Consider the following 21,565-nt stretch of genomic DNA (forward strand, 5'->3'; position numbering starts at 1 on the left):
GCATAAGATGGAAAAAGTCATGTTGTCTTTTGACAACGTCAACGCCCACTACGGCAAGATCCAGGCACTGCACGATGTCAGCCTGTACATCAATCAGGGTGAAATCGTGACGCTTATCGGTGCCAACGGTGCGGGGAAAACCACGCTGCTCGGAACGCTGTGCGGCGATCCTCGGGCTACAAGTGGGCGTATTGTCTTTGATGGTAAAGATATTACCGACTGGCAGACGGCAAAAATCATGCGTGAAGCGGTGGCGATTGTCCCGGAAGGGCGTCGCGTATTTTCCCGTATGACGGTAGAAGAGAACCTGGCGATGGGGGGCTTTTTTGCCGAGCGCGACCAGTTTCAGGAGCGTATTCAATGGGTATACGACCTGTTTCCACGTCTGCATGAACGTCGTATCCAGCGTGCGGGAACCATGTCTGGTGGTGAGCAGCAGATGCTGGCGATTGGCCGGGCTTTGATGAGCCAGCCGCGTTTGTTGCTGCTCGATGAGCCGTCTCTGGGGCTGGCGCCGATCATTATCCAGCAGATCTTTAACACCATTGAGCAATTGCGCGAGCAGGGGATGACGATTTTCCTCGTCGAACAAAACGCCAACCAGGCACTGAAACTCGCTGACCGTGGGTACGTGCTGGAAAACGGTCACGTGGTGCTGGAAGATACCGGTGATGCATTGCTGGCGAACGAAGCGGTGCGTAGCGCTTATCTGGGCGGTTAACCGTTATCTAAATAGACAAGGGGCTCAGCAGGCCCCTTTTTTATTGCGCTATGTTATTATTGATAATGATTATCAATAATAAACATGAACACGGAGAAAGGATGACACGTTCAGGTGCCTGTATGGCGATTGGAAGTCTGCTAGTGGCCTGCTCATTCAGTGCGCAGGCAGTGAAAGAGCAAACTTTCGATCCGCGCGATCCTGCAATCTGGCAAGAAAAGCCGGTCAACCCGTCAGCACAATCCAACTCACCCTGCGAGGTATTCAGCAGTTCAGTGTGTCCGGGCTGGGAAGATGAAAAATCGGATATCCAGCGTGACCGTGAGCGGCGGGAGCAGCAGCGTTTACAGAACGAATATGAACGCCGCTGGCGAAGAGAGTAAGACTGGCAACGCAATCATTCATACCTTCAGGGATTGCGAGTTCTGTCCCAGCATTTGTACGCTATATTCAGTATAATCAATAGCTTGATTTATATTTTATATCAATGGTAATTGCATGAATGATTCACCGCGTCAAACTAATGTGCAGCCCATGCCCGCAATTGATGGCGTCACGGTTTCGTTTAATGGGCTGAACTATCTGCGTCCAGAACTTCTGCTGGATTTTGTCAGTATTAGTCCCTCACCGTTGCTCGCCGTAACGCCTGTAGCGCTGCTGTATTCCTCTGTGGGCGTACTTCAGCAAGTCGATTTGCGCAGGCTGCCGGTGGAAGTCTGCGGGCGCGTGGTTTATCCCATCTCTTCGCTGAAGCTTCCTGCATTACGGGGAAAACTCATCATCAACGCCCAGTCACGGCGACTCAAGTTTCTGGAAAGCCTGGTGGCGATATCTCCGGAAGATAACATTCATGGTATGCAGATCCTGGGCCTGGCGCTGGAGTTTACGTTCGCACAACCTGAGTGATCTCATCTGTACGGCAAATCTTTTTATGGGCCGGGTAAGGCACCTCCCCGGCTTTGTTGTGCTCCACCCCGCATTTTCCTGTCACTCCGCTTTCACCGCCTTGCCATCTGTTTGTCGCCTTACTATCTTTTTTTTGTAATAAAAAAGTTATTTTTCTGTCATTCGAGCATGTCATGTTACCCCCGCGAGCATAAAACGCGTGATATCGCGCATACGGCACAACAAGAGAGATAACCGATGATATCGTTACGACATACAGCTTTAGGACTGGCACTTAGCCTGGCATTTGCAGGTCAGGCACTGGCCGTTACCACCATCCCGTTCTGGCATTCAATGGAAGGCGAACTGGGTAAAGAAGTTGATTCACTGGCGCAACGTTTTAATGAGGCTCATCCGGACTACAAAATTGTTCCGCAGTACAAAGGCAACTATGAGCAGAGTCTGAGCGCGGGTATTGCCGCCTTCCGTACCGGAAACGCACCTGCACTGCTGCAGGTTTATGAAGTCGGTACCGCCACGATGATGGCCTCCAAAGCCATTAAACCGGTCTACGAAGTGTTTAAAGAGGCCGGGATTAACTTCGACGAATCTCAGTTCGTGCCGACGGTTTCAGGTTATTACACCGACTCTAAAACCGGACACTTGCTCTCTCAGCCGTTTAACAGTTCCACTCCAGTGCTGTACTACAACAAAGATGCCTTCAAAAAAGCCGGTTTAGATCCTGAGCAACCGCCGAAAACCTGGCAGGATCTGGCGGAATACACCGCGAAGCTGAAAGCCGCGGGTATGAAGTGCGGGTATGCCAGCGGCTGGCAGGGCTGGATCCAGATTGAAAACTTCAGCGCCTGGAACGGATTACCGGTCGCGACTAAAAATAACGGTTTTGACGGTACTGATGCCGTACTGGAGTTCAACAAACCGGAGCAGGTGAAACATATCGCGCTGCTGGAAGAGCTGAATAAAAAGGGCGATTTCAGCTACTTCGGGCGTAAAGACGAATCCACCGAGAAGTTCTACAACGGTGATTGTGCGATTACCACCGCGTCGTCCGGCTCTCTGGCGGATATCCGCCACTACGCTAAATTCAACTATGGCGTTGGGATGATGCCGTACGATGCCGATGTGAAAGGTGCACCGCAGAACGCCATTATTGGCGGGGCCAGCCTGTGGGTAATGCAGGGTAAAGACAAAGCAACCTACCAGGGCGTCGCGGAGTTCCTCAACTTCCTGGCGAAACCGGAAATTGCTGCCGAATGGCACCAGAAGACCGGCTATCTGCCTATCACCACCGCCGCCTACGATCTGACCCGCGAGCAGGGTTTCTATGATAAGAACCCCGGCGCGGATATCGCCACTCGTCAGATGCTGAACAAGCCGCCGTTGCCGTTCACCAAAGGGCTGCGTCTGGGCAACATGCCACAGATCCGCACCATCGTGGATGAAGAGCTGGAAAGCGTCTGGACCGGGAAGAAAACCCCGCAGCAGGCGCTGGATGCCGCCGTTGAACGTGGCAACCAGTTACTGCGCCGCTTTGAGCAATCGACCAAGTCTTAATCGTGAAATGCCGGGTGGCGGCTACGCCTTACCCGGCCTACTCATACCCGTAGGCCGGATAAGCGCAGCGCCATCCGGCACTGCTCAGGAATAAAAACTTCATGTCATCATCCCGTCCGGTGTTTAAATCGCGCTGGCTGCCTTACGCATTGGTGGCCCCGCAGTTGGTTATCACCGTTATTTTCTTTATCTGGCCTGCCGGTGAAGCGCTGTGGTACTCACTGCAAAGTGTTGATCCCTTTGGTCTCTCCAGTCAGTTTGTCGGGCTGGAAAACTTTGTCGCACTGTTCCATGACCCGTACTACCTTGATTCGTTCTGGACCACTATCAAGTTCAGCTCGTTGGTTACGGTAAGCGGCCTGTTGGTGTCGCTATTTTTTGCCGCGTTGGTGAATTACGTGGTACGCGGAAGCCGTTTTTATCAAACGCTGATGCTGTTGCCCTACGCCGTTGCGCCCGCGGTTGCCGCCGTGCTGTGGATCTTTCTGTTCAACCCAGGACGTGGGTTGATTACCCATTTTCTCGGTGAATTTGGCTATGACTGGAACCATGCGCAAAACAGCGGTCAGGCGATGTTTCTGGTGGTGTTTGCATCGGTCTGGAAGCAGATTAGTTACAACTTCCTGTTCTTCTTTGCCGCACTGCAGTCGATCCCGCGGTCGCTGATTGAGGCTGCCGCAATTGATGGCGCAGGGCCGATTCGCCGCTTCTTTAAGCTGGCGCTGCCGCTGATTGCGCCGGTTAGCTTTTTTCTACTGGTGGTGAATCTGGTTTACGCCTTCTTTGACACCTTCCCGGTGATCGATGCTGCGACAGCGGGCGGGCCGGTGCAGGCTACTACCACGCTAATTTATAAAATCTATCGTGAAGGTTTTGTCGGACTGGATCTCTCCGCATCAGCCGCGCAGTCGGTGGTGCTGATGTTCCTCGTCATTATTTTGACGGTGGTGCAGTTCCGCTATGTGGAAAGTAAGGTGCGTTACCAATGATAGAGAATCGTCGCGGGCTGACAATATTCAGCCATACCATGTTGATTCTGGGGATCATGGTGATCCTGTTTCCGCTGTACGTCGCGTTTGTTGCGGCGACGCTGGATAACAAAGCGGTGTTTGAAACGCCGATGACGCTGGTGCCCGGCACACAACTGCTGGAAAACATGAAATACATCTGGGTCAATGGTGTGGGGGTGAATAGCGCACCGTTCTGGCTGATGATGCTCAACAGTTTCATCATGGCATTCAGTATTACGGTGGGAAAAATCACCGTCTCGATGCTCTCCGCATTCGCCATTGTCTGGTTTCGCTTTCCTCTGCGTAACCTGTTCTTCTGGATGATTTTTATCACCCTGATGCTGCCGGTGGAGGTGCGTATCTTCCCGACGGTGGAGGTGATCGCCAATCTGAAGATGCTCGACAGTTATGCGGGTCTGACGTTGCCACTGATGGCATCGGCTACCGCGACATTCCTGTTCCGCCAGTTCTTTATGACGCTGCCAGATGAACTGGTTGAAGCGGCGCGAATTGACGGTGCGTCGCCGATGCGTTTTTTCCGCGATATCGTGCTGCCGCTGTCGAAAACCAATCTGGCGGCACTGTTCGTCATCACCTTCATCTACGGCTGGAACCAGTATCTGTGGCCGTTGCTAATTATTACCGACGTTAACCTGGGCACCGCCGTAGCAGGCATCAAAGGCATGATTGCCACCGGTGAAGGCACCACACAGTGGAATCAGGTAATGGCAGCCATGCTGCTGACGCTCATCCCTCCGGTAATCATCGTGTTAGCCATGCAGCGCGCGTTTGTGCGTGGTTTAGTGGACAGTGAGAAATAAAATGGCTGGTTTAAAACTACAGGCAGTAACCAAAAGCTGGGACGGCAAAACCCAGGTGATTAAACCGCTGACGCTGGACGTCGCGGACGGGGAATTCATTGTGATGGTAGGCCCATCCGGTTGCGGAAAGTCTACGCTACTGCGGATGGTCGCCGGCCTGGAGCGGGTGAGCGGCGGCGACATCTGGATTGATAATAAGCGCGTCACCGAAATGGAACCGAAAGATCGTGGCATTGCGATGGTGTTCCAGAACTATGCACTCTACCCGCATATGAGCGTGGAAGAAAACATGGCCTGGGGATTGAAGATTCGGGGAATGGGCAAGGAGCATATTGCCGAACGGGTGAAAGAGGCGGCGCGTATTCTTGAACTGGGCGAACTGCTCAAACGCCGTCCGCGCGAGCTTTCTGGCGGCCAGCGTCAGCGTGTGGCGATGGGGCGGGCGATTGTTCGTGATCCGGCGGTATTCCTGTTTGATGAACCGCTTTCTAACCTCGATGCCAAGCTGCGTGTGCAGATGCGTCTTGAGTTACAACATCTGCATCGCCGACTGAAAACCACCTCGTTGTACGTCACACACGATCAGGTTGAGGCGATGACGCTGGCCCAGCGTGTGCTGGTGATGAACAAGGGCATTGCTGAACAGATTGGCACGCCAGTGGAAGTCTACGAAAAACCCGCCAGTCGCTTTGTGGCGAGCTTTATCGGCAGCCCGGCGATGAACCTGCTGGATGGGTACGTAAGCGCTTGTGGCACCCATTTTGAGCTGGAAGACGGTATGACGTTACCTCTTGGTAGAAGCGCCAGGGAGTCTGGTGGGCGTAATATGACGCTGGGTATCCGCCCGGAGCATATTGCGCTAAGCTCGCAGGCCGAAGGCGGCGTGCCGCTGGTGTTAGATACGCTGGAAATGCTGGGCGCAGATAACCTGGCACACGGACGCTGGGGTGAGCAAAAGCTGGTGGTGCGACTGGCGCATCAGCATCGCCCGACGGCAGGCAGCACGCTGTGGCTGCATCTGCCAGACAATCATTTGCATCTCTTTGATGGCGAAACAGGACAACGCGTATGAGTAACTGGCCTTATCCCCATATTGTCGCCCATCGTGGCGGCGGTAAGCTGGCACCGGAAAATACCCTGGCGGCGATTGACGTGGGGGCGCGATACGGTCACACCATGATTGAATTCGATGCCAAATTGTCGAAAGACGGTGAGATCTTTCTGCTGCATGACGACAATCTGGAACGTACCAGCAACGGCTGGGGCGTTGCGGGTGAACTGAACTGGCAGGATCTTCTGCGTGTTGATGCCGGCGGCTGGTTTAGCGGTGAGTTTAAAGGCGAGCCATTGCCGCGGCTCTCCCAGGTGGCAGAGCGCTGCCGCCAGCATGGCATGATGGCGAATATTGAAATCAAACCGACCACCGGAACCGGGACGCTGACCGGCAAAGCCGTGGCACTGGCCGCGCGTGAACTGTGGGCGGGAATGACGCCGCCGCTGCTGTCATCGTTTGAAATTGATGCACTTGAAGCGGCGCAACTGGCGGTGCCTGAGCTGCCGCGTGGTTTGCTGCTTGATGAGTGGCGTGATGACTGGCGAGAGCTCACCACCCGGTTGGGCTGTGTCTCTATTCATCTTAATCATAAGCTGCTGGATGAGGCGCGTGTGGATGCGTTGCGCGATGCGGGGCTGCGGATTCTGGTGTATACCGTCAACCGACCCCAGCGCGCGGCAGAACTGCTACGCTGGGGAGTAGACTGCATCTGTACCGATGCGATTGATGTCATCGGGCCGGATTTTCAGCCCTGTTAAGGTCCAAGCGTTTTTAACGGAACGTTAGGTTGCGGCGTGCTGGACGGTTTTAGCATGTCGCCATTCTTTTTTTCCGGCAGCATCTGTTGCTGTTTATTCAGCGAGTTGTCCGGGTTATGCGTTCCGCTTAACATCCCGCCATTGCTGTTGGGCAGCATTTGCTGCTGACCGGAATTCAACTCACCTGGCTGAGACTGACGTACTCGCTGGGAGTTGGTGTTGATTTGGTTTTCCATATGCTGTTGCTGCATGCGTGTCTGCGTTTGCAACTGCTGGTTGAGCATCCCTTTCTGCTGAATTTGCTGCGTTTGCATTTGTGTTTGCATACGCTGTTGACTCGGGATCTGATAACCGGGTTGATTCGGGTTATTCATGGTGTTGATTGGCTGTGCAAAGCCTGCAAACGGCAATAGCATGGCTAAAAGTAAGAGTCGTTTCATCGCTTTTCTCCTCTCGGGGATCTCTTAAGTTTACTCCTTTCTCGCTGTTACGATGATTATTTCAGAGTTATGCACCAGGCTTAGTGGGGGCCGACCCCATAAATCTGGAGAATAACGATGATAAAACCGACGTTTTTACGCCGGGTAGCCATTGCTGCTCTGCTCTCAGGAAGTTGTTTTAGCGTTGCGGCTGCACCGGCTGCGCCGCCACCGGTATCCTACGGTGTTGAAGAAGATGTGTTTCATCCTGTGCGTGCGCAGCAGGGGATGGTGGCGTCCGTGGATGCGCTGGCCACGCAGGTTGGGGTTGATATTCTCAGACAGGGCGGTAATGCCGTCGATGCTGCCGTCGCCGTTGGTTATGCGCTGGCGGTGACGCATCCACAGGCGGGTAACCTGGGTGGTGGCGGCTTTATGATGCTGCGCACCAAAGACGGGAAGACGACAGCAATTGATTTCCGTGAAATGGCGCCTGCTGGCGCGACTCGCGATATGTTCCTTGATGAACAGGGTAACGCCGATGCGAAAAAGTCACTGACTTCGCATCTGGCTTCCGGTACGCCGGGTACCGTGGCGGGTTTCTCGCTGGCGCTGGAGAAATACGGTACGCTGCCGTTGAATAAAGTGGTACGTCCGGCAATGAAGCTGGCGGAAGAGGGCTTTGTGGTTAACGACGCGCTGGCCGACGATCTGAAAACCTATGGCAGCGAAGTGCTCCCTAATCACGAGAACAGCAAAGCCATTTTCTGGAAGGACGGCGAGCCGCTGAAAAAGGGCGACAAGCTGGTGCAAAAGAATCTGGCGAAAAGCCTGGAAATGATTGCCGAGAATGGCCCTGATGCGTTTTATAAAGGGGCGATTGCCGATCAGATAGCCGAGGAGATGAAGAAGAATGGCGGGCTTATCACCAAAGCGGACTTAGCTGACTACAAAGCCGTAGAGCGTGCGCCAATCAGCGGTGACTACCGTGGTTATCAGGTCTTCTCGATGCCGCCGCCGTCCTCTGGCGGTATTCACATCGTGCAGATCCTCAATATTCTCGAAAACTTCGATATGAAGAAGTACGGGTTTGGCAGCGCCGATGCCATGCAGGTTATGGCTGAAGCGGAGAAATATGCTTACGCCGACCGTTCCGAATATCTGGGCGACCCGGATTTTGTGAAAGTGCCGTGGCAGGCGCTGACCAACAAAGCCTATGCTAAAACGCTTGCCGATCAGATTGATATCAACAAAGCGAAGCCTTCCAGCCAAATCAAGCCTGGCAAACTTGCTCCCTATGAAAGTAACCAGACTACGCACTTCTCGGTGGTGGATAAAGACGGCAATGCCGTGGCGGTGACCTATACCCTGAATACCACCTTCGGAACCGGTATTGTGGCGGGTAACACCGGTATTCTGCTCAATAATGAGATGGATGATTTCTCTGCTAAACCGGGTGTGCCGAACGTTTACGGGCTGGTGGGAGGCGATGCCAACGCCGTCGGGCCGAAGAAGCGTCCGCTGTCGTCGATGTCGCCGACTATCGTGGTAAAAGACGGGAAAACCTGGCTGGTGACCGGCAGCCCAGGCGGAAGCCGAATTATCACTACCGTGCTGCAAATGGTGGTCAACAGCATTGATTTTGGGATGAACGTTGCCGAAGCGACCAACGCGCCGCGCTTCCATCATCAATGGTTGCCGGATGAACTGCGCGTTGAAAAAGGGTTTAGCCCTGACACCATCAAGCTGCTGGAGCAGAAAGGACAGAAAGTGGTGCTGAAAGAAGCAATGGGCAGCACGCAGAGCATTATGGTTGGACCGGATGGCGCACTGTATGGCGCGTCCGACCCGCGTTCCGTGGATGATTTAACGGCGGGATATTGATGGTATTGCCGGGTCTGCCGTTAATGCAGGCCCGGCGAGTACTTCCTGGCGGTTTCTTACCCGTTACTTCACGCGCGCCATAAAGTAGGCATCAACATACTCACCGTTGCGCAGGCCGTATTTCTTACCGGTGCCTTCGATTTCAAAGCCGTACTTCTTATAGACTGCTACAGCAGGCTCATTATCAACAAATACCGTTAGCTCAATACGATCGACGCGCAGCCAGTTGTCACACATGTCGATCATTGTGCGAATCAGGGCGCTGGCAACGCCGCGGTTCTGCCAACGAGCATCAACACAAATACCAAAATCAGCGACGTGGCTGCGGCGCGGGCGTTGGGCGACGGCAATGGAAAGATGTCCCACGACGATATCATCAATGCAGGCAACCAGTTGTTTGACGCCGGGCTGCTCGGCGAGTCGCACTTGCCACATCTCCATGGAAGGATGAGGAACCTGTAGCGTGTTGTGGTACACCTCCGGCTGCGCATGGATCTGACGAATAGCGTCGTAATCTTTTGGTTCAGCGTGGCGTATCACTATCTCACTCATTCCTTATCTCCTGCAGGGGTAATTGTGTATTTACACTCGCTGAGAAAGAAAATTCCGTCAACTGCATTTTTTTGCAAAAATAAGTAGACAAGTGCGAATGAGAATGATTATTATTTCTCTGCGTTCAGGGGAACCCCTACGGAGAACCTGAAAGCACGACATTGCTCACATTGCTTCCAGTATTACTTTAGCCAGCTTTTGCTGGCTTTTTTTTTGACTGGGTTTCGGGCTAGCTTACTTGTCAGCTTAATCCCGGGCTGTGCTCGCAATCCTCACGTACTCTGTGTACGCTCCGGTTGCTGCGCGCAGGCCGTGAATAATCTGCCTACGCCACTTACGCCCGAGCTTGAGGCTACTGTTTTTGTAGGCCGGATAAGGCTCCGCCGCCATCCGGCAAAGAATCCAACATTCAGTCTCCAGCCGCTTTGCGCTATGGTGTAGACATTCACCTTCAGAAGGATTGTCTCATGGCCTTACATTGCGCATTTATTGGTTTTGGCAAAAGTACCACTCGCTACCATTTACCTTATGTCCTGAACCGCAAAGACAGCTGGCATGTCGCACATATTTTTCGCCGCAACGCGAAACCGGAAGAGCAGGCGCCGCAGTATTCACATATCCACTTTACCAGCGACCTCGACGAGATCTTAAACGATCCGCAGGTGAAACTGGTGATCGTCTGTACGCATGCTGACAGCCATTTCGAATACGCTAAACGCGTGCTGGAAGCGGGTAAGAATGTGCTGGTTGAGAAACCCTTCACCCCGACGCTTGCGCAAGCAAAAGAGCTGTTTGAACTGGCGCAAAGCAAAGGGCTGACCGTTACGCCGTATCAGAATCGCCGTTTTGACTCCTGCTTCCTCACCGCGAAAAAAGCCATTGAGAGCGGCAAGCTCGGCAAGATTGTGGAGGTTGAAAGCCATTTCGATTACTACCGTCCTGAAGCAGAAACCAAGCCGGGACTGCCGCAGGACGGCGCGTTTTATGGTCTGGGCGTACACACCATGGATCAGATTATCTCGTTGTTCGGACGCCCCGATCATGTGGCCTACGACATCCGCAGCCTGCGTAACAAAGCGAACCCGGACGATACCTTTGAAGCGCAGCTGTTTTACGGCGACCTGAAAGCCATTGTTAAAACCAGTCATCTGGTGAAAATCGACTATCCGAAGTTTATCGTGCATGGCACCAAAGGTTCGTTTGTGAAATACGGCATCGACCAGCAGGAAACCAGCCTGAAGGCGAATATCATGCCGGGAGAACCCGGTTTTGCCGCTGACGATTCCATTGGGCTGCTGGAGTACATCAATGATGAAGGCGTCTCAGTGAAAGAAGAGGTGAAACCGGAAGTCGGCGACTATGGCCGCGTCTATGATGCGCTGTATCAGACGCTGACAGTGGGTACGCCTAATTACGTCAAGGAATCTGAAGTTCTTACCAACCTGGAGATCCTCGAACGCGCCTTTGAACAGGCAACGCCTGCCACGATTACCCTCGCCAAATAGCCTGTACAGACTCCTCTGGGTTTGTTCATATTTTTTGAACAGAGGAGTCAATTTTCACCCTCTATGATCCCAGGCGGATTGAGTCCACACTTACTCCATCGAAAACATCTGGGGGTGAACACAATGATCTATTTACGCAAAGCTAACGACCGTGGTCATGCTAATCATGACTGGCTCGATTCCTGGCATACCTTCTCTTTTGCCAACTACTATGACCCGAACTTTATGGGGTTCTCGGCACTGCGCGTGATTAACGATGACGTGATCGACGCAGGCCAGGGATTTGGTACTCACCCCCATAAAGACATGGAAATCCTGACCTACGTGCTGGAAGGTGCGGTGGAGCATCAGGACAGCATGGGCAATAAGGAGCAGGTTCCAGCAGGTGAATTCCAGATTATGAGCGCCGGGACGGGGATCCGTCACTCGGAGTACAACCCGAGCAATACTGAGAAACTGCATCTGTATCAGATCTGGATCATGCCGCAGGAAAACGGTATTACGCCGCGTTATGAGCAACGTCGTTTCGATGCTGTTCAGGGCAAACAGCTGGTGCTGTCACCGGATGCGCGAGAGGGTTCGCTGAAAGTGTATCAGGATATGGAGTTGTACCGTTGGGCGCTGCTTAAAGATGAACAGTCGGTGCATCAGATTGCCGCTGAACGCCGCGTCTGGATCCAGGTGGTAAAAGGTAACGTCACCATTAATGGGACCAAAGCGACCACCAGCGACGGTCTGGCAATCTGGGATGAACAGGCAATTTCTATTCATGCCGACAGCGACAGCGAAGTGTTACTGTTTGACCTGCCGCCAGTCTAAATCTGCGTAATCTTGCCCGATGGCGCGTAGCTTATCGGGCCTACGTGTTGATGTAGGCCGGATAAGACGCGACAGCGTTGCCATCCGGCTCTTCATCCTTTGTCATTTATTCCGCACGTCCGTGGTAAACTGGGGATATCTATCCCTTTTTAACGCTTCAGGACGATGAAAAAGAAAAGACCCGTACTTCAGGATGTAGCCGACCGCGTGGGCGTGACCAAAATGACGGTCAGTCGCTTTTTGCGTAACCCGGAGCAGGTCTCCGTGGCGCTGCGGGGCAAAATTTCCGCTGCACTTGATGAGCTGGGTTATATTCCCAATCGCGCTCCTGATATCCTTTCTAACGCCACCAGCCGCGCTATCGGCGTGCTGTTACCGTCTCTTACTAACCAGGTTTTTGCTGAAGTGCTACGCGGCATTGAGGCCGTGACTGACCGCCACGGTTATCAGACCATGCTGGCGCACTACGGCTATAAGCCCGAGATGGAGCAGGAACGCCTGGAATCGATGCTGTCATGGAATATCGACGGTCTGATCCTCACCGAACGTAGCCATACGCCCCGGACGTTGAAAATGATTGAGGTTGCGGGTATCCCGGTGGTTGAACTGATGGACAGCCAGTCACCGTGTCTGGATATTGCCGTCGGCTTTGACAACTTCGAGGCCGCCCGGCAGATGACCGCCGCCATTATCGCGCGTGGCCATCGCCATATTGCCTATCTGGGTGCGCGTCTTGATGAACGTACTATCATCAAACAGAAGGGCTACGAGCAAGCCATGCGCGACGCCGGCCTGGTGCCGTATAGTGTGATGGTGGAGCAGTCTTCTTCCTACTCCTCCGGTATCGAGCTTATCCGTCAGGCGCGGCGTGAATACCCGCAGCTTGATGGCGTCTTCTGTACCAACGATGACTTAGCGGTAGGCGCAGCGTTTGAATGTCAGCGTTTGGGATTAAGAATACCCGATGATATGGCGATTGCCGGATTCCACGGTCACGATATCGGCCAGGTGATGGAACCGCGTCTGGCGAGCGTACTGACGCCGCGTGAACGGATGGGCAGCATTGGTGCAGAACGTCTGCTGGCGCGCATCCGTGGTGAGGTAGTTACACCTAAAATGTTAGATTTAGGTTTCACCTTGTCACCGGGCGGATCTATTTAACCCAACAATTTTGAAGTAGCTCACACTTATACACTTCGGGCACGAATGGATATTGCTTCTCCATTTATCCGGCTGGACAATGTTACCGATAACAGTTACCCGTAACAATTTCCTGATTCTTGTACCAGTGGGAGCAACGCTTTGAGCACGACTAATCATGATCACCACGTTTACGTTCTGATGGGCGTATCGGGCAGCGGTAAATCTGCTGTCGCCAGCGAAGTGGCGCATCAACTGCAGGCCGCGTTTCTTGATGGCGATTTTCTCCATCCGCGCAGCAACATCATGAAAATGGCTTCCGGTGAGCCGTTAAACGATGACGACCGTAAACCGTGGTTACAGGCGCTGAATGACGCCGCCTTCGCGATGCAGCGCACCAACAAGGTTTCGCTGATCGTCTGCTCAGCCTTGAAAAAAGACTATCGTGATCAGCTGCGTGACGGTAACCCGAATCTCTCTTTCATCTACCTGAAAGGGGATTTTGACGTTATCGAAAGTCGTCTGAAGGCGCGTAAAGGTCACTTCTTCAAAACGCAGATGCTGGTAACTCAGTTTGAAGCGCTGGAAGAACCGGGTGCGAATGAAAACGATGTTCTGGTGGTGGATATCGATCAGCCGCTGGACGGTGTGGTAGCTAGCACCATTGAGGTTATTAACCAGGGCAGTAAGTAGTGACTACATTAACGCTTGTTTTAACAGCAGTAGGGTCCGTTTTATTACTGCTGTTTTTAGTAATGAAGGCGCGTATGCACGCCTTCGTTGCTTTGATGGTGGTATCCATTGGTGCAGGTCTCTTTTCCGGTATGCCGCTCGATAAAATCGCGGCAACGATGGAAAAAGGGATGGGAGGCACGCTCGGCTTTCTGGCGATTGTGGTGGCGCTGGGCGCGATGTTTGGCAAGATTTTGCATGAAACCGGCGCAGTCGATCAGATTGCCGTCAAGATGCTGAAATCCTTCGGTCACAGCCGTGCGCATTATGCGATCGGCCTGGCCGGTCTGATTTGCGCGCTGCCGTTGTTCTTTGAAGTGGCGATTGTGCTGCTGATAAGTGTCGCATTCTCGATGGCGCGCCACACCGGTACCAACCTGGTGAAGCTGGTCATTCCGCTGTTTGCGGGTGTGGCGGCAGCGGCGGCGTTTCTGCTGCCGGGGCCTGCGCCGATGCTGCTGGCTTCTCAGATGCACGCCGACTTTGGCTGGATGATCCTGATTGGCCTGTGTGCGGCGATCCCGGGCATGATTATCGCCGGGCCGCTGTGGGGTAATTTCATCAGCCGTTACGTTGAGCTGCATGTACCGGAAGACATTACCGAGCCGCATCTGGGCGAAGGCAAAATGCCGTCCTTTGGCTTCAGCCTGTCGCTGATCCTGCTGCCGCTGGTGCTGGTTGGTCTGAAAACCATCGCCGCACGCTTTGTTCCGGTCGGTTCTTCAACCTACGAATGGTTCGAGTTTATCGGTCATCCGTTTACCGCGATTCTGGTTGCCTGTCTGGTGGCGATTTACGGTCTGGCGGTGCGCCAGGGCATGCCAAAAGACCGCGTGATGGAAATCTGCGGCCATGCGCTGCAACCGGCGGGGATTATTCTGCTGGTGATTGGTGCGGGTGGCGTGTTCAAACAGGTGCTGGTGGATTCCGGCGTCGGTCCGGCGCTGGGCGAAGCGTTAACCGGTATGGGCTTACCGATTGCCATTACCTGCTTTGTGCTGGCAGCGGCGGTACGTATTATTCAGGGTTCCGCGACCGTAGCCTGCTTAACGGCTGTGGGTCTGGTGATGCCAGTGATTGAGCAACTGAACTTCTCCGGTGCGCAGATGGCGGCACTGTCTATCTGTATCGCGGGCGGTTCTATTGTGGTTAGCCACGTGAACGATGCCGGTTTCTGGCTGTTCGGTAAATTTACCGGTGCAACGGAAGCACAAACGCTGAAGACCTGGACGATGATGGAAACCATCCTCGGTACGGTCGGCGCGATTGTCGGTATGATTGCCTTCCAGCTGCTGAGCTGAGTCTTGTTGCCCGGTGGCGCTTACGCTTACCGGGCCTACAAAATCAAAGAAAATACTGTCACCCCTTCATCCACATCCGCACGCCGTCGAGGAACATCTGGGTGGCCATCATCACCAGAATCAGCCCCATCAGGCGCTCCAGCGCGTTAACCCCTTTCTCACCCAGCAGACGTAAAAACAGCGAAGACTGCAGCAAAATCACAAAGGTACCGCCCCAGGCGATCAGTAGCGCAATCACCAGATGCCCCATCTGATTCGGGTACTGATGCGAGAGCAGCATTAACGATGCCAGGATTGTTGGACCGGCAACCAGTGGAATCGCCAGCGGCACGATAAAGGGTTCTTCGCCTGCTGGCAGTCCGGTGCTGTTGCCGGTGGCGCTGGGGAAAATCATTTTGATGGCAATCAGGAACAAAATGATGCCTCCGGAGATGGAGACGGTTTCAGCTCGCAGGTTAAGAAATGCCAGAATTTTCTCGCCCGCAAACAGGAAAATGAACATCACCAACAGAGCAATGAACAGCTCGCGAATCATAATCGCGCGACGGCGTTTTGGTTCGGTATGTTTCAATACGGACATGAAAATGGGCAGATTTCCGAGCGGATCCATAATCAGGATCAATAAAACTGCCGCTGAAATGATTTCATTCATAACTCAAATTCCCTGATAATTACCACGGACTTTCTGCTTGCTTGCGCAGCGGGATAAGTCGCATTACTGATGGCTTCGCTATCATTGATTAATTTCACTTGCGACTTTGGCTGCTTTTTGTATGGTGAAGGATAGGCCAGTAGGATACTGGTTAGCATACACAGCACACATCTCTGCAGGAAAAAAACGCTATGAAAAATGTTGGTTTTATCGGCTGGCGCGGTATGGTCGGCTCTGTTCTCATGCAACGCATGGTTGAAGAGCGCGACTTTGACGCCATTCGCCCTGTTTTCTTTTCTACTTCCCAGCTCGGGCAGGCGGCACCGACCTTCGGTGGAACCGCGACCGGCACACTTCAGGACGCTTTTGATCTGGACGCGCTGAAGGCGCTCGATATCATCGTGACCTGTCAGGGCGGCGATTATACCAACGAAATCTATCCAAAGCTTCGTGAAAGCGGTTGGCAGGGTTACTGGATTGACGCGGCTTCTTCATTGCGCATGAAAGACGATGCCATCATCATTCTCGATCCGGTTAACCAGGATGTCATTACCGACGGTCTGAACAAAGGCATTAAGACTTTTGTCGGCGGTAACTGCACTGTTAGCCTGATGCTGATGTCGCTCGGCGGCCTGTTTGCCAATGATTTGGTTGACTGGGTATCCGTGGCAACTTACCAGGCGGCCTCCGGTGGCGGCGCACGTCATATGCGTGAACTGCTGTCGCAGATGGGGCATCTGTATAGCCATGTGGCCGATGAACTGGCGACACCTTCCTCTGCTATCCTCGACATCGAACGCAAAGTCACGACCCTGTCCCGTAGCGGTGAACTGCCGGTTGATAACTTTGGCGTACCGCTGGCCGGTAGCCTGATTCCGTGGATCGACAAACAGCTCGATAACGGTCAGAGCCGTGAAGAGTGGAAGGGACAGGCGGAAACCAACAAAATTCTCAACACGTCTTCCGTGATCCCGGTTGATGGTCTGTGCGTGCGCGTCGGCGCGCTGCGCTGCCACAGCCAGGCGTTCACCATTAAACTGAAAAAAGATGTGTCTATTCCGACCGTGGAAGAACTGCTGGCGGCGCACAATCCGTGGGCCAAAGTTGTACCAAACGATCGGGATATCACTATGCGTGAGTTAACCCCAGCGGCCGTTACCGGTACGTTGACCACGCCAGTAGGCCGTCTGCGTAAGCTGAATATGGGACCGGAGTTCCTGTCAGCCTTTACCGTAGGCGACCAACTGCTCTGGGGTGCCGCAGAGCCACTGCGCCGTATGCTGCGTCAGCTGGCGTAATAATTTGTTAACGATCAAGGGTGAGGAATCACCCTTTTTTTTGCGTAATACAGGAGTAAGCGCAGATGTTTCATTTTTTACCGGGAGTAAGATAAAGCATTGGCTATTCTTTAAGGGTGACTTAGTACCGGAGGTATTAAGTTGTTGCCTGAAGGTGGGACGACGCAGAGAGGATGCACAATTGTGCTGCGCCGTTCAGGTCAAAGAAGTGTCGCACCTGATGTCGAAAATCAGTTGGAAGGGGTGACACCATAAAACAGGAAGACAACCATGTCCGTTCGTATCGATAGAGACGTGATTAATGCGCTAATTGCAGGCCATTTTGCGGATCCTTTTTCCGTACTGGGTATGCACCAAACTGAAGCCGGACTTGAAGTCCGCGCCCTATTACCCGATGCCACCGAAGTGTGGGTGATCGAACCAAAAACCGGACGCAAAGTGGGCAAGCTGGATTGCCTCGACTCTCGCGGTTTTTTTTGTGCTGTACTTCCCCGCCGTAAAAATTTCTTTCGCTATCAGTTGGCCGTTGTCTGGCATGGACAGCAGAATCTGATTGATGACCCTTATCGTTTTGGCCCGCTAATCCAGGATATGGATGCCTGGCTGTTGTCCGAAGGGACGCATCTGCGCCCGTACGAAACGCTGGGCGCACATGCGGATACCATGGACGGAGTGACCGGTACGCGTTTTTCCGTCTGGGCACCCAATGCACGACGCGTCTCGGTAGTGGGACAGTTTAACTACTGGGATGGTCGCCGCCACCCCATGCGCCTGCGAAAAGAGAGCGGTATCTGGGAGTTGTTTATCCCCGGCGCACAGCAGGGACAGCTGTACAAATACGAGATGATCGATGCCAACGGTCATTTACGTGTCAAAGCCGACCCGTATGCCTTTGAAGCGCAAATGCGCCCGGAAACGGCGTCGCTTATCTGCGGTTTGCCGGAAAAAGTGGTGCAAACTGAGGAGCGCAAAAGAGCTAACCAGTTTGATGCGCCGATCTCTATCTATGAAGTGCATCTGGGGTCATGGCGTCGTCATACCGATAACAACTTCTGGCTGAGCTATCGTGAGCTGGCGGATCAGCTGATCCCTTACGTGAAGTGGATGGGCTTTACCCATCTCGAGCTGTTGCCGATTAACGAGCACCCGTTTGACGGCAGCTGGGGCTACCAGCCGACCGGCATGTATGCGCCGACCCGCCGCTTCGGCACGCGCGATGACTTCCGCTATTTTGTCAATGCCGCCCATCAGGCGGGGCTGAACGTGATCCTCGACTGGGTTCCGGGTCATTTCCCGTCGGACGACTTTGGTCTGGCTCAGTTTGATGGCACCAGTTTGTATGAACACAGCGACCCGCGTGAAGGCTATCACCAGGACTGGAATACGCTGATCTACAACTACGGCCGCCGTGAAGTCAGCAACTATCTGGTGGGCAACGCCCTGTACTGGATTGAGCGCTTTGGTATCGATGCGCTGCGCGTGGATGCCGTGGCATCCATGATTTATCGCGACTACAGCCGTAAAGAAGGGGAATGGATCCCGAATGAATTTGGTGGTCGCGAAAACCTTGAAGCCATTGAGTTCTTGCGCAATACCAACCGTATTCTTGGCGAACAGGTTCCAGGTGCGGTGAGCATGGCGGAAGAGTCTACCGATTTTGCCGGTGTCTCCAGACCGCAGGATATGGGCGGTTTAGGTTTCTGGTACAAGTGGAACCTGGGCTGGATGCACGACACGCTGGATTACATGAAGCTGGACCCGGTTCATCGTCAGTATCACCACGATAAGCTGACCTTCGGCATGCTGTACAACTACACCGAAAACTTTGTTCTGCCACTGTCACATGATGAAGTCGTGCACGGTAAGAAATCGATTCTCGACCGCATGCCGGGAGACGCATGGCAGAAATTTGCTAACCTGCGTGCCTATTACGGCTGGATGTGGGCCTTCCCCGGTAAGAAACTGCTGTTTATGGGCAACGAATTTGCTCAGGGACGCGAGTGGAACCACGACGCCAGCCTTGACTGGCATTTGCTGGAAGGGGGCGACAACTGGCACCACGGTGTACAGCGACTGGTACGTGACCTGAACCACACCTATCGTCATCATAAAGCGTTGCATGAGCTTGATTTTGATGCCTATGGCTTTGAGTGGCTGGTGGTGGATGACAACGAACGGTCGGTGCTGATTTTTGTCCGCCGAGACAAGGTCGGTAATGAAATTATCGTCGCCAGTAACTTCACGCCTGTGCCGCGCCATGGCTACCGTTTCGGCATCAATCAACCGGGCAAATGGCGTGAGATCCTCAATACCGACTCGATGCATTACCACGGCAGCAATACCGGCAACGGTGGTGCGGTGCACAGTGATGAAATCGCCAGCCATGGGCGTCAACACTCACTGAGCCTCACGTTGCCGCCGCTGGCAACGATTTGGCTGGTTCGGGAGGGGTAATGACGCAACTGGCAACCGGCAACGCCACACCCCATGGTGCAACGTATGACGGCCATGGCGTCAATTTCACCCTTTTCTCGGCCCATGCCGAACGCGTTGAGTTATGCGTATTCGATGAGCAAGGCTGCGAATACCGCTATGACCTGCCGGGGCGTAGCGGGGATATCTGGCACGGCTATTTGGCCGATGCCAGACCAGGTCTGCGCTACGGTTATCGCGTGCATGGACCGTGGCAGCCCGGGCAGGGCCACCGCTTCAATCCGGCGAAGCTGCTTCTCGACCCTTGCGCGCGTCGGGTTGAAGGTGAATTAAAAGATAACCCTCTGCTGCACGGTGGGATCGATGAACCGGATCATCACGATAATGCCGCCATCGCCCTGAAAAGCGTGGTGGTGTCAGATCGGTATGACTGGGAAGACGATACCCCGCCACGCACGCCGTGGGGCAATACCGTGATTTACGAAGCGCATGTCAAAGGGCTGACGTATCTGCATCCTGATATCCCCGAAGAGATGCGCGGTACCTACAAAGCGCTCGGTCATCCGGTGATGCTCGACTATTTCAAGCGTCTGGGCATTACCGCGCTGGAGCTGTTGCCCGTCGCACATTTCGCCAACGAACCGCGCCTTCAGCGGTTGGGATTGTCGAACTACTGGGGGTACAACCCGGTGGCGATGTTTGCATTGCATCCTGCCTATGCCTGCTCGCCAGAGAGTGCGCTGGATGAGTTTCGTGATGCGGTAAAAGCACTGCATAAAGCGGGTATTGAAGTCATTCTCGATATCGTGTTGAACCACAGCGCCGAACTGGATCTTGAGGGACCGGTCTTCTCGCTGCGCGGAATTGATAACCGTAGCTATTATTGGATCAGGGACGATGGTGATTACTACAACTGGACCGGTTGTGGGAACACCCTCAATCTGAGCCATCCTGGTGTCGTGGAGTATGCCTGTGAATGCCTGCGTTACTGGGTTGAAACCTGCCACGTCGATGGTTTTCGTTTTGATTTAGCTGCCGTCATGGGGCGTACGCCTGCGTTTCGTCAGGATGCCCCTCTGTTTACCGCGATCCAAAACTGTCCGCTGCTCTCTCGCGTCAAACTGATTGCGGAACCGTGGGATATTGGTGAGGGCGGATATCAGGTGGGTAATTTCCCGCCGCCGTTTGCCGAGTGGAATGACCATTTTCGTGATGCAAGTCGACGCTTCTGGCTTCAGCGTAATCTGTCTTTGGGCGAGTTTGCCGGACGTTTCGCCGCATCCAGCGATGTGTTTAAACGCAATGGCCGCAAACCCAGCGCTACCGTCAATCTGGTGACCGCGCATGACGGTTTTACGCTGCGCGACTGTGTGTGCTTCACAAATAAGCACAATGAAGCGAATGGTGAGGAAAATCGGGACGGCACTAGCAATAACTACAGCGACAATCATGGTAAAGAAGGATTAGGCGGCTCGCTGGACCTGATTGAACGGCGGCGTGACAGCATTCACGCGCTGTTAACCACGCTGTTGCTCTCCCAGGGGACGCCGATGTTGCTGGCAGGCGATGAGCATGGTCATAGCCAGCACGGTAACAATAACGCTTACTGCCAGGATAACGCGTTAACCTGGCTGGACTGGCAGCAGGCAAACAATGGGCTAACGACATTTACCGCAGCCCTGATTCATCTCCGCCAGCAAATCCCGGCCCTCACTGGAGATTGCTGGTGGGAAGAAGGCGACGGCAATGTCCGCTGGCTGAATAAGTACGCACAACCCTTAAGTGCGGATGAGTGGCAAAACGGCCCGAAACAGATGCAAATCCTGCTTTCGGACCGTTTCCTGATTGCAATAAACGCCACGCTTGAGGTGACAGATATCGTTTTACCTGAAGGGGAATGGCACGCCGTTCCCCCATTTGCCGGAGAGGACAATCCGGTGCTTACGGCTGTCTGGCAGGGACCTGCGCACGGACTGTGTGTGTTCCAGAGAAGATAAAAAAGGAGT

Annotated in this window: 20 protein-coding genes; 17 read left to right on the plus strand and 3 right to left on the minus strand. The window is 53.7% G+C overall.

Features of this window, described 5'->3' with window-relative positions:
• Positions 1–7: 7 nt before the first annotated feature.
• The 8 genes from livF (at position 8) to ugpQ (ending at position 6,824) form a co-directional block, all read left to right on the plus strand.
• Positions 8–721 (plus strand): high-affinity branched-chain amino acid ABC transporter ATP-binding protein LivF, encoded by a 714-nt coding sequence (gene livF, locus RYZ59_RS05610; protein ID WP_271441318.1) that lies wholly within the window; start codon positions 8–10, stop codon positions 719–721.
• 101 nt (positions 722–822) lie between these two features.
• On the plus strand, positions 823–1,104 hold the full coding sequence (locus RYZ59_RS05615; RefSeq protein ID WP_202037529.1) for a hypothetical protein: 282 nt from the start codon (positions 823–825) through the stop codon (positions 1,102–1,104).
• Positions 1,105–1,219: 115 nt separating this feature from the next.
• The gene (locus tag RYZ59_RS05620) at positions 1,220–1,627 is read left to right on the plus strand and encodes a dTDP-glucose pyrophosphorylase (protein ID WP_202037530.1); all 408 of its coding nucleotides are present in this window, start codon (positions 1,220–1,222) and stop codon (positions 1,625–1,627) included.
• A gap of 237 nt (positions 1,628–1,864) precedes the next feature.
• Positions 1,865–3,181, plus strand: a complete 1,317-nt coding sequence (ugpB, locus tag RYZ59_RS05625) for a sn-glycerol-3-phosphate ABC transporter substrate-binding protein UgpB (RefSeq protein WP_202037531.1) — start codon at positions 1,865–1,867, stop codon at positions 3,179–3,181.
• A gap of 101 nt (positions 3,182–3,282) precedes the next feature.
• Positions 3,283–4,170, plus strand: a complete 888-nt coding sequence (gene ugpA, locus RYZ59_RS05630) for a sn-glycerol-3-phosphate ABC transporter permease UgpA (protein WP_271441367.1) — start codon at positions 3,283–3,285, stop codon at positions 4,168–4,170.
• Complete coding sequence (ugpE, locus tag RYZ59_RS05635; RefSeq protein ID WP_137381964.1) at positions 4,167–5,012, plus strand: sn-glycerol-3-phosphate ABC transporter permease UgpE; 846 nt, start codon at positions 4,167–4,169, stop codon at positions 5,010–5,012. Before ugpA ends, ugpE begins: the two co-directional genes overlap by 4 nt.
• 1 nt (position 5,013) lies before the next feature.
• A complete protein-coding gene (locus RYZ59_RS05640; RefSeq protein ID WP_318045378.1) occupies positions 5,014–6,084 on the plus strand; it encodes a sn-glycerol-3-phosphate import ATP-binding protein UgpC in 1,071 nt (356 codons plus the stop codon).
• Positions 6,081–6,824 (plus strand): glycerophosphodiester phosphodiesterase, encoded by a 744-nt coding sequence (ugpQ, locus tag RYZ59_RS05645; RefSeq protein WP_318045376.1) that lies wholly within the window; start codon positions 6,081–6,083, stop codon positions 6,822–6,824. The genes RYZ59_RS05640 and ugpQ overlap by 4 nt, the downstream gene beginning before the upstream one ends.
• Here the strand turns inward: ugpQ and RYZ59_RS05650 are convergent.
• Complete coding sequence (locus tag RYZ59_RS05650) at positions 6,821–7,264, minus strand: DUF2756 family protein (RefSeq protein WP_202037535.1); 444 nt, start codon at positions 7,262–7,264, stop codon at positions 6,821–6,823. The two genes, ugpQ and RYZ59_RS05650, sit on opposite strands and share 4 nt — an antisense overlap.
• 117 nt (positions 7,265–7,381) lie before the next feature.
• On the opposite strand from RYZ59_RS05650, the gene ggt reads away from it, so the two are divergent.
• The gene (gene ggt, locus RYZ59_RS05655; protein WP_318045374.1) at positions 7,382–9,127 is read left to right on the plus strand and encodes a gamma-glutamyltransferase; all 1,746 of its coding nucleotides are present in this window, start codon (positions 7,382–7,384) and stop codon (positions 9,125–9,127) included.
• 63 nt (positions 9,128–9,190) lie between these two features.
• Here ggt and yhhY read toward each other — a convergent pair whose 3' ends face one another.
• Positions 9,191–9,679, minus strand: a complete 489-nt coding sequence (gene yhhY / locus RYZ59_RS05660; RefSeq protein WP_137381960.1) for an N-acetyltransferase — start codon at positions 9,677–9,679, stop codon at positions 9,191–9,193.
• A gap of 467 nt (positions 9,680–10,146) precedes the next feature.
• On the opposite strand from yhhY, the gene RYZ59_RS05665 reads away from it, so the two are divergent.
• The 5 genes from RYZ59_RS05665 to gntU all read left to right on the plus strand — a co-directional run bounded on the left by RYZ59_RS05665 (position 10,147) and on the right by gntU (position 15,176).
• Positions 10,147–11,184, plus strand: coding sequence for an oxidoreductase (locus tag RYZ59_RS05665; RefSeq protein WP_318045371.1), 1,038 nt, complete (start codon positions 10,147–10,149; stop codon positions 11,182–11,184).
• A 123-nt stretch (positions 11,185–11,307) separates the two neighbouring features.
• Positions 11,308–12,003: a quercetin 2,3-dioxygenase gene (gene yhhW, locus RYZ59_RS05670; RefSeq protein WP_318045369.1), complete on the plus strand. Its 696-nt coding sequence runs from the start codon at positions 11,308–11,310 to the stop codon at positions 12,001–12,003.
• A gap of 165 nt (positions 12,004–12,168) precedes the next feature.
• Positions 12,169–13,164, plus strand: coding sequence for a gluconate operon transcriptional repressor GntR (gntR, locus tag RYZ59_RS05675; RefSeq protein ID WP_318045367.1), 996 nt, complete (start codon positions 12,169–12,171; stop codon positions 13,162–13,164).
• A gap of 141 nt (positions 13,165–13,305) precedes the next feature.
• Entirely contained in the window at positions 13,306–13,836 is a 531-nt protein-coding gene (gene gntK / locus RYZ59_RS05680; protein ID WP_032940611.1) for a gluconokinase, read from the plus strand.
• Complete coding sequence (gene gntU / locus RYZ59_RS05685; RefSeq protein ID WP_318045363.1) at positions 13,836–15,176, plus strand: gluconate transporter; 1,341 nt, start codon at positions 13,836–13,838, stop codon at positions 15,174–15,176. The genes gntK and gntU overlap by 1 nt, the downstream gene beginning before the upstream one ends.
• A 58-nt stretch (positions 15,177–15,234) precedes the next feature.
• Here gntU and yhgN read toward each other — a convergent pair whose 3' ends face one another.
• Positions 15,235–15,828 (minus strand): NAAT family transporter YhgN, encoded by a 594-nt coding sequence (gene yhgN, locus RYZ59_RS05690; protein WP_006687438.1) that lies wholly within the window; start codon positions 15,826–15,828, stop codon positions 15,235–15,237.
• 191 nt (positions 15,829–16,019) lie between these two features.
• Between yhgN and asd the strand changes: the two genes are divergently transcribed.
• The 3 genes from asd to glgX all read left to right on the plus strand — a co-directional run bounded on the left by asd (position 16,020) and on the right by glgX (position 21,556).
• Complete coding sequence (gene asd / locus RYZ59_RS05695; RefSeq protein WP_137381955.1) at positions 16,020–17,126, plus strand: aspartate-semialdehyde dehydrogenase; 1,107 nt, start codon at positions 16,020–16,022, stop codon at positions 17,124–17,126.
• Positions 17,127–17,396: 270 nt separating this feature from the next.
• Entirely contained in the window at positions 17,397–19,580 is a 2,184-nt protein-coding gene (gene glgB, locus RYZ59_RS05700; protein WP_318045357.1) for a 1,4-alpha-glucan branching enzyme, read from the plus strand.
• A complete protein-coding gene (glgX, locus tag RYZ59_RS05705; RefSeq protein ID WP_318045355.1) occupies positions 19,580–21,556 on the plus strand; it encodes a glycogen debranching protein GlgX in 1,977 nt (658 codons plus the stop codon). Before glgB ends, glgX begins: the two co-directional genes overlap by 1 nt.
• The last annotated feature ends 9 nt before the right edge of the window (positions 21,557–21,565 follow it).

It is taken from the genome of Citrobacter sp. HN-141 (assembly GCF_033341895.1).
GTDB lineage: Bacteria > Pseudomonadota > Gammaproteobacteria > Enterobacterales > Enterobacteriaceae > Citrobacter.

Coding starts and splice junctions, on each gene's coding strand:
- livF (WP_271441318.1), top strand. CDS start 8: ATGGAAAAAGTCATGTTGTCTTTTGACAACGTCAACGCCCACTACGGC.
- RYZ59_RS05615 (WP_202037529.1), top strand. CDS start 823: ATGACACGTTCAGGTGCCTGTATGGCGATTGGAAGTCTGCTAGTGGCC.
- RYZ59_RS05620 (WP_202037530.1), top strand. CDS start 1,220: ATGAATGATTCACCGCGTCAAACTAATGTGCAGCCCATGCCCGCAATT.
- ugpB (WP_202037531.1), top strand. CDS start 1,865: ATGATATCGTTACGACATACAGCTTTAGGACTGGCACTTAGCCTGGCA.
- ugpA (WP_271441367.1), top strand. CDS start 3,283: ATGTCATCATCCCGTCCGGTGTTTAAATCGCGCTGGCTGCCTTACGCA.
- ugpE (WP_137381964.1), top strand. CDS start 4,167: ATGATAGAGAATCGTCGCGGGCTGACAATATTCAGCCATACCATGTTG.
- RYZ59_RS05640 (WP_318045378.1), top strand. CDS start 5,014: ATGGCTGGTTTAAAACTACAGGCAGTAACCAAAAGCTGGGACGGCAAA.
- ugpQ (WP_318045376.1), top strand. CDS start 6,081: ATGAGTAACTGGCCTTATCCCCATATTGTCGCCCATCGTGGCGGCGGT.
- RYZ59_RS05650 (WP_202037535.1), bottom strand. CDS start 7,264: ATGAAACGACTCTTACTTTTAGCCATGCTATTGCCGTTTGCAGGCTTT.
- ggt (WP_318045374.1), top strand. CDS start 7,382: ATGATAAAACCGACGTTTTTACGCCGGGTAGCCATTGCTGCTCTGCTC.
- yhhY (WP_137381960.1), bottom strand. CDS start 9,679: ATGAGTGAGATAGTGATACGCCACGCTGAACCAAAAGATTACGACGCT.
- RYZ59_RS05665 (WP_318045371.1), top strand. CDS start 10,147: ATGGCCTTACATTGCGCATTTATTGGTTTTGGCAAAAGTACCACTCGC.
- yhhW (WP_318045369.1), top strand. CDS start 11,308: ATGATCTATTTACGCAAAGCTAACGACCGTGGTCATGCTAATCATGAC.
- gntR (WP_318045367.1), top strand. CDS start 12,169: ATGAAAAAGAAAAGACCCGTACTTCAGGATGTAGCCGACCGCGTGGGC.
- yhgN (WP_006687438.1), bottom strand. CDS start 15,828: ATGAATGAAATCATTTCAGCGGCAGTTTTATTGATCCTGATTATGGAT.
- asd (WP_137381955.1), top strand. CDS start 16,020: ATGAAAAATGTTGGTTTTATCGGCTGGCGCGGTATGGTCGGCTCTGTT.
- glgB (WP_318045357.1), top strand. CDS start 17,397: ATGTCCGTTCGTATCGATAGAGACGTGATTAATGCGCTAATTGCAGGC.
- glgX (WP_318045355.1), top strand. CDS start 19,580: ATGACGCAACTGGCAACCGGCAACGCCACACCCCATGGTGCAACGTAT.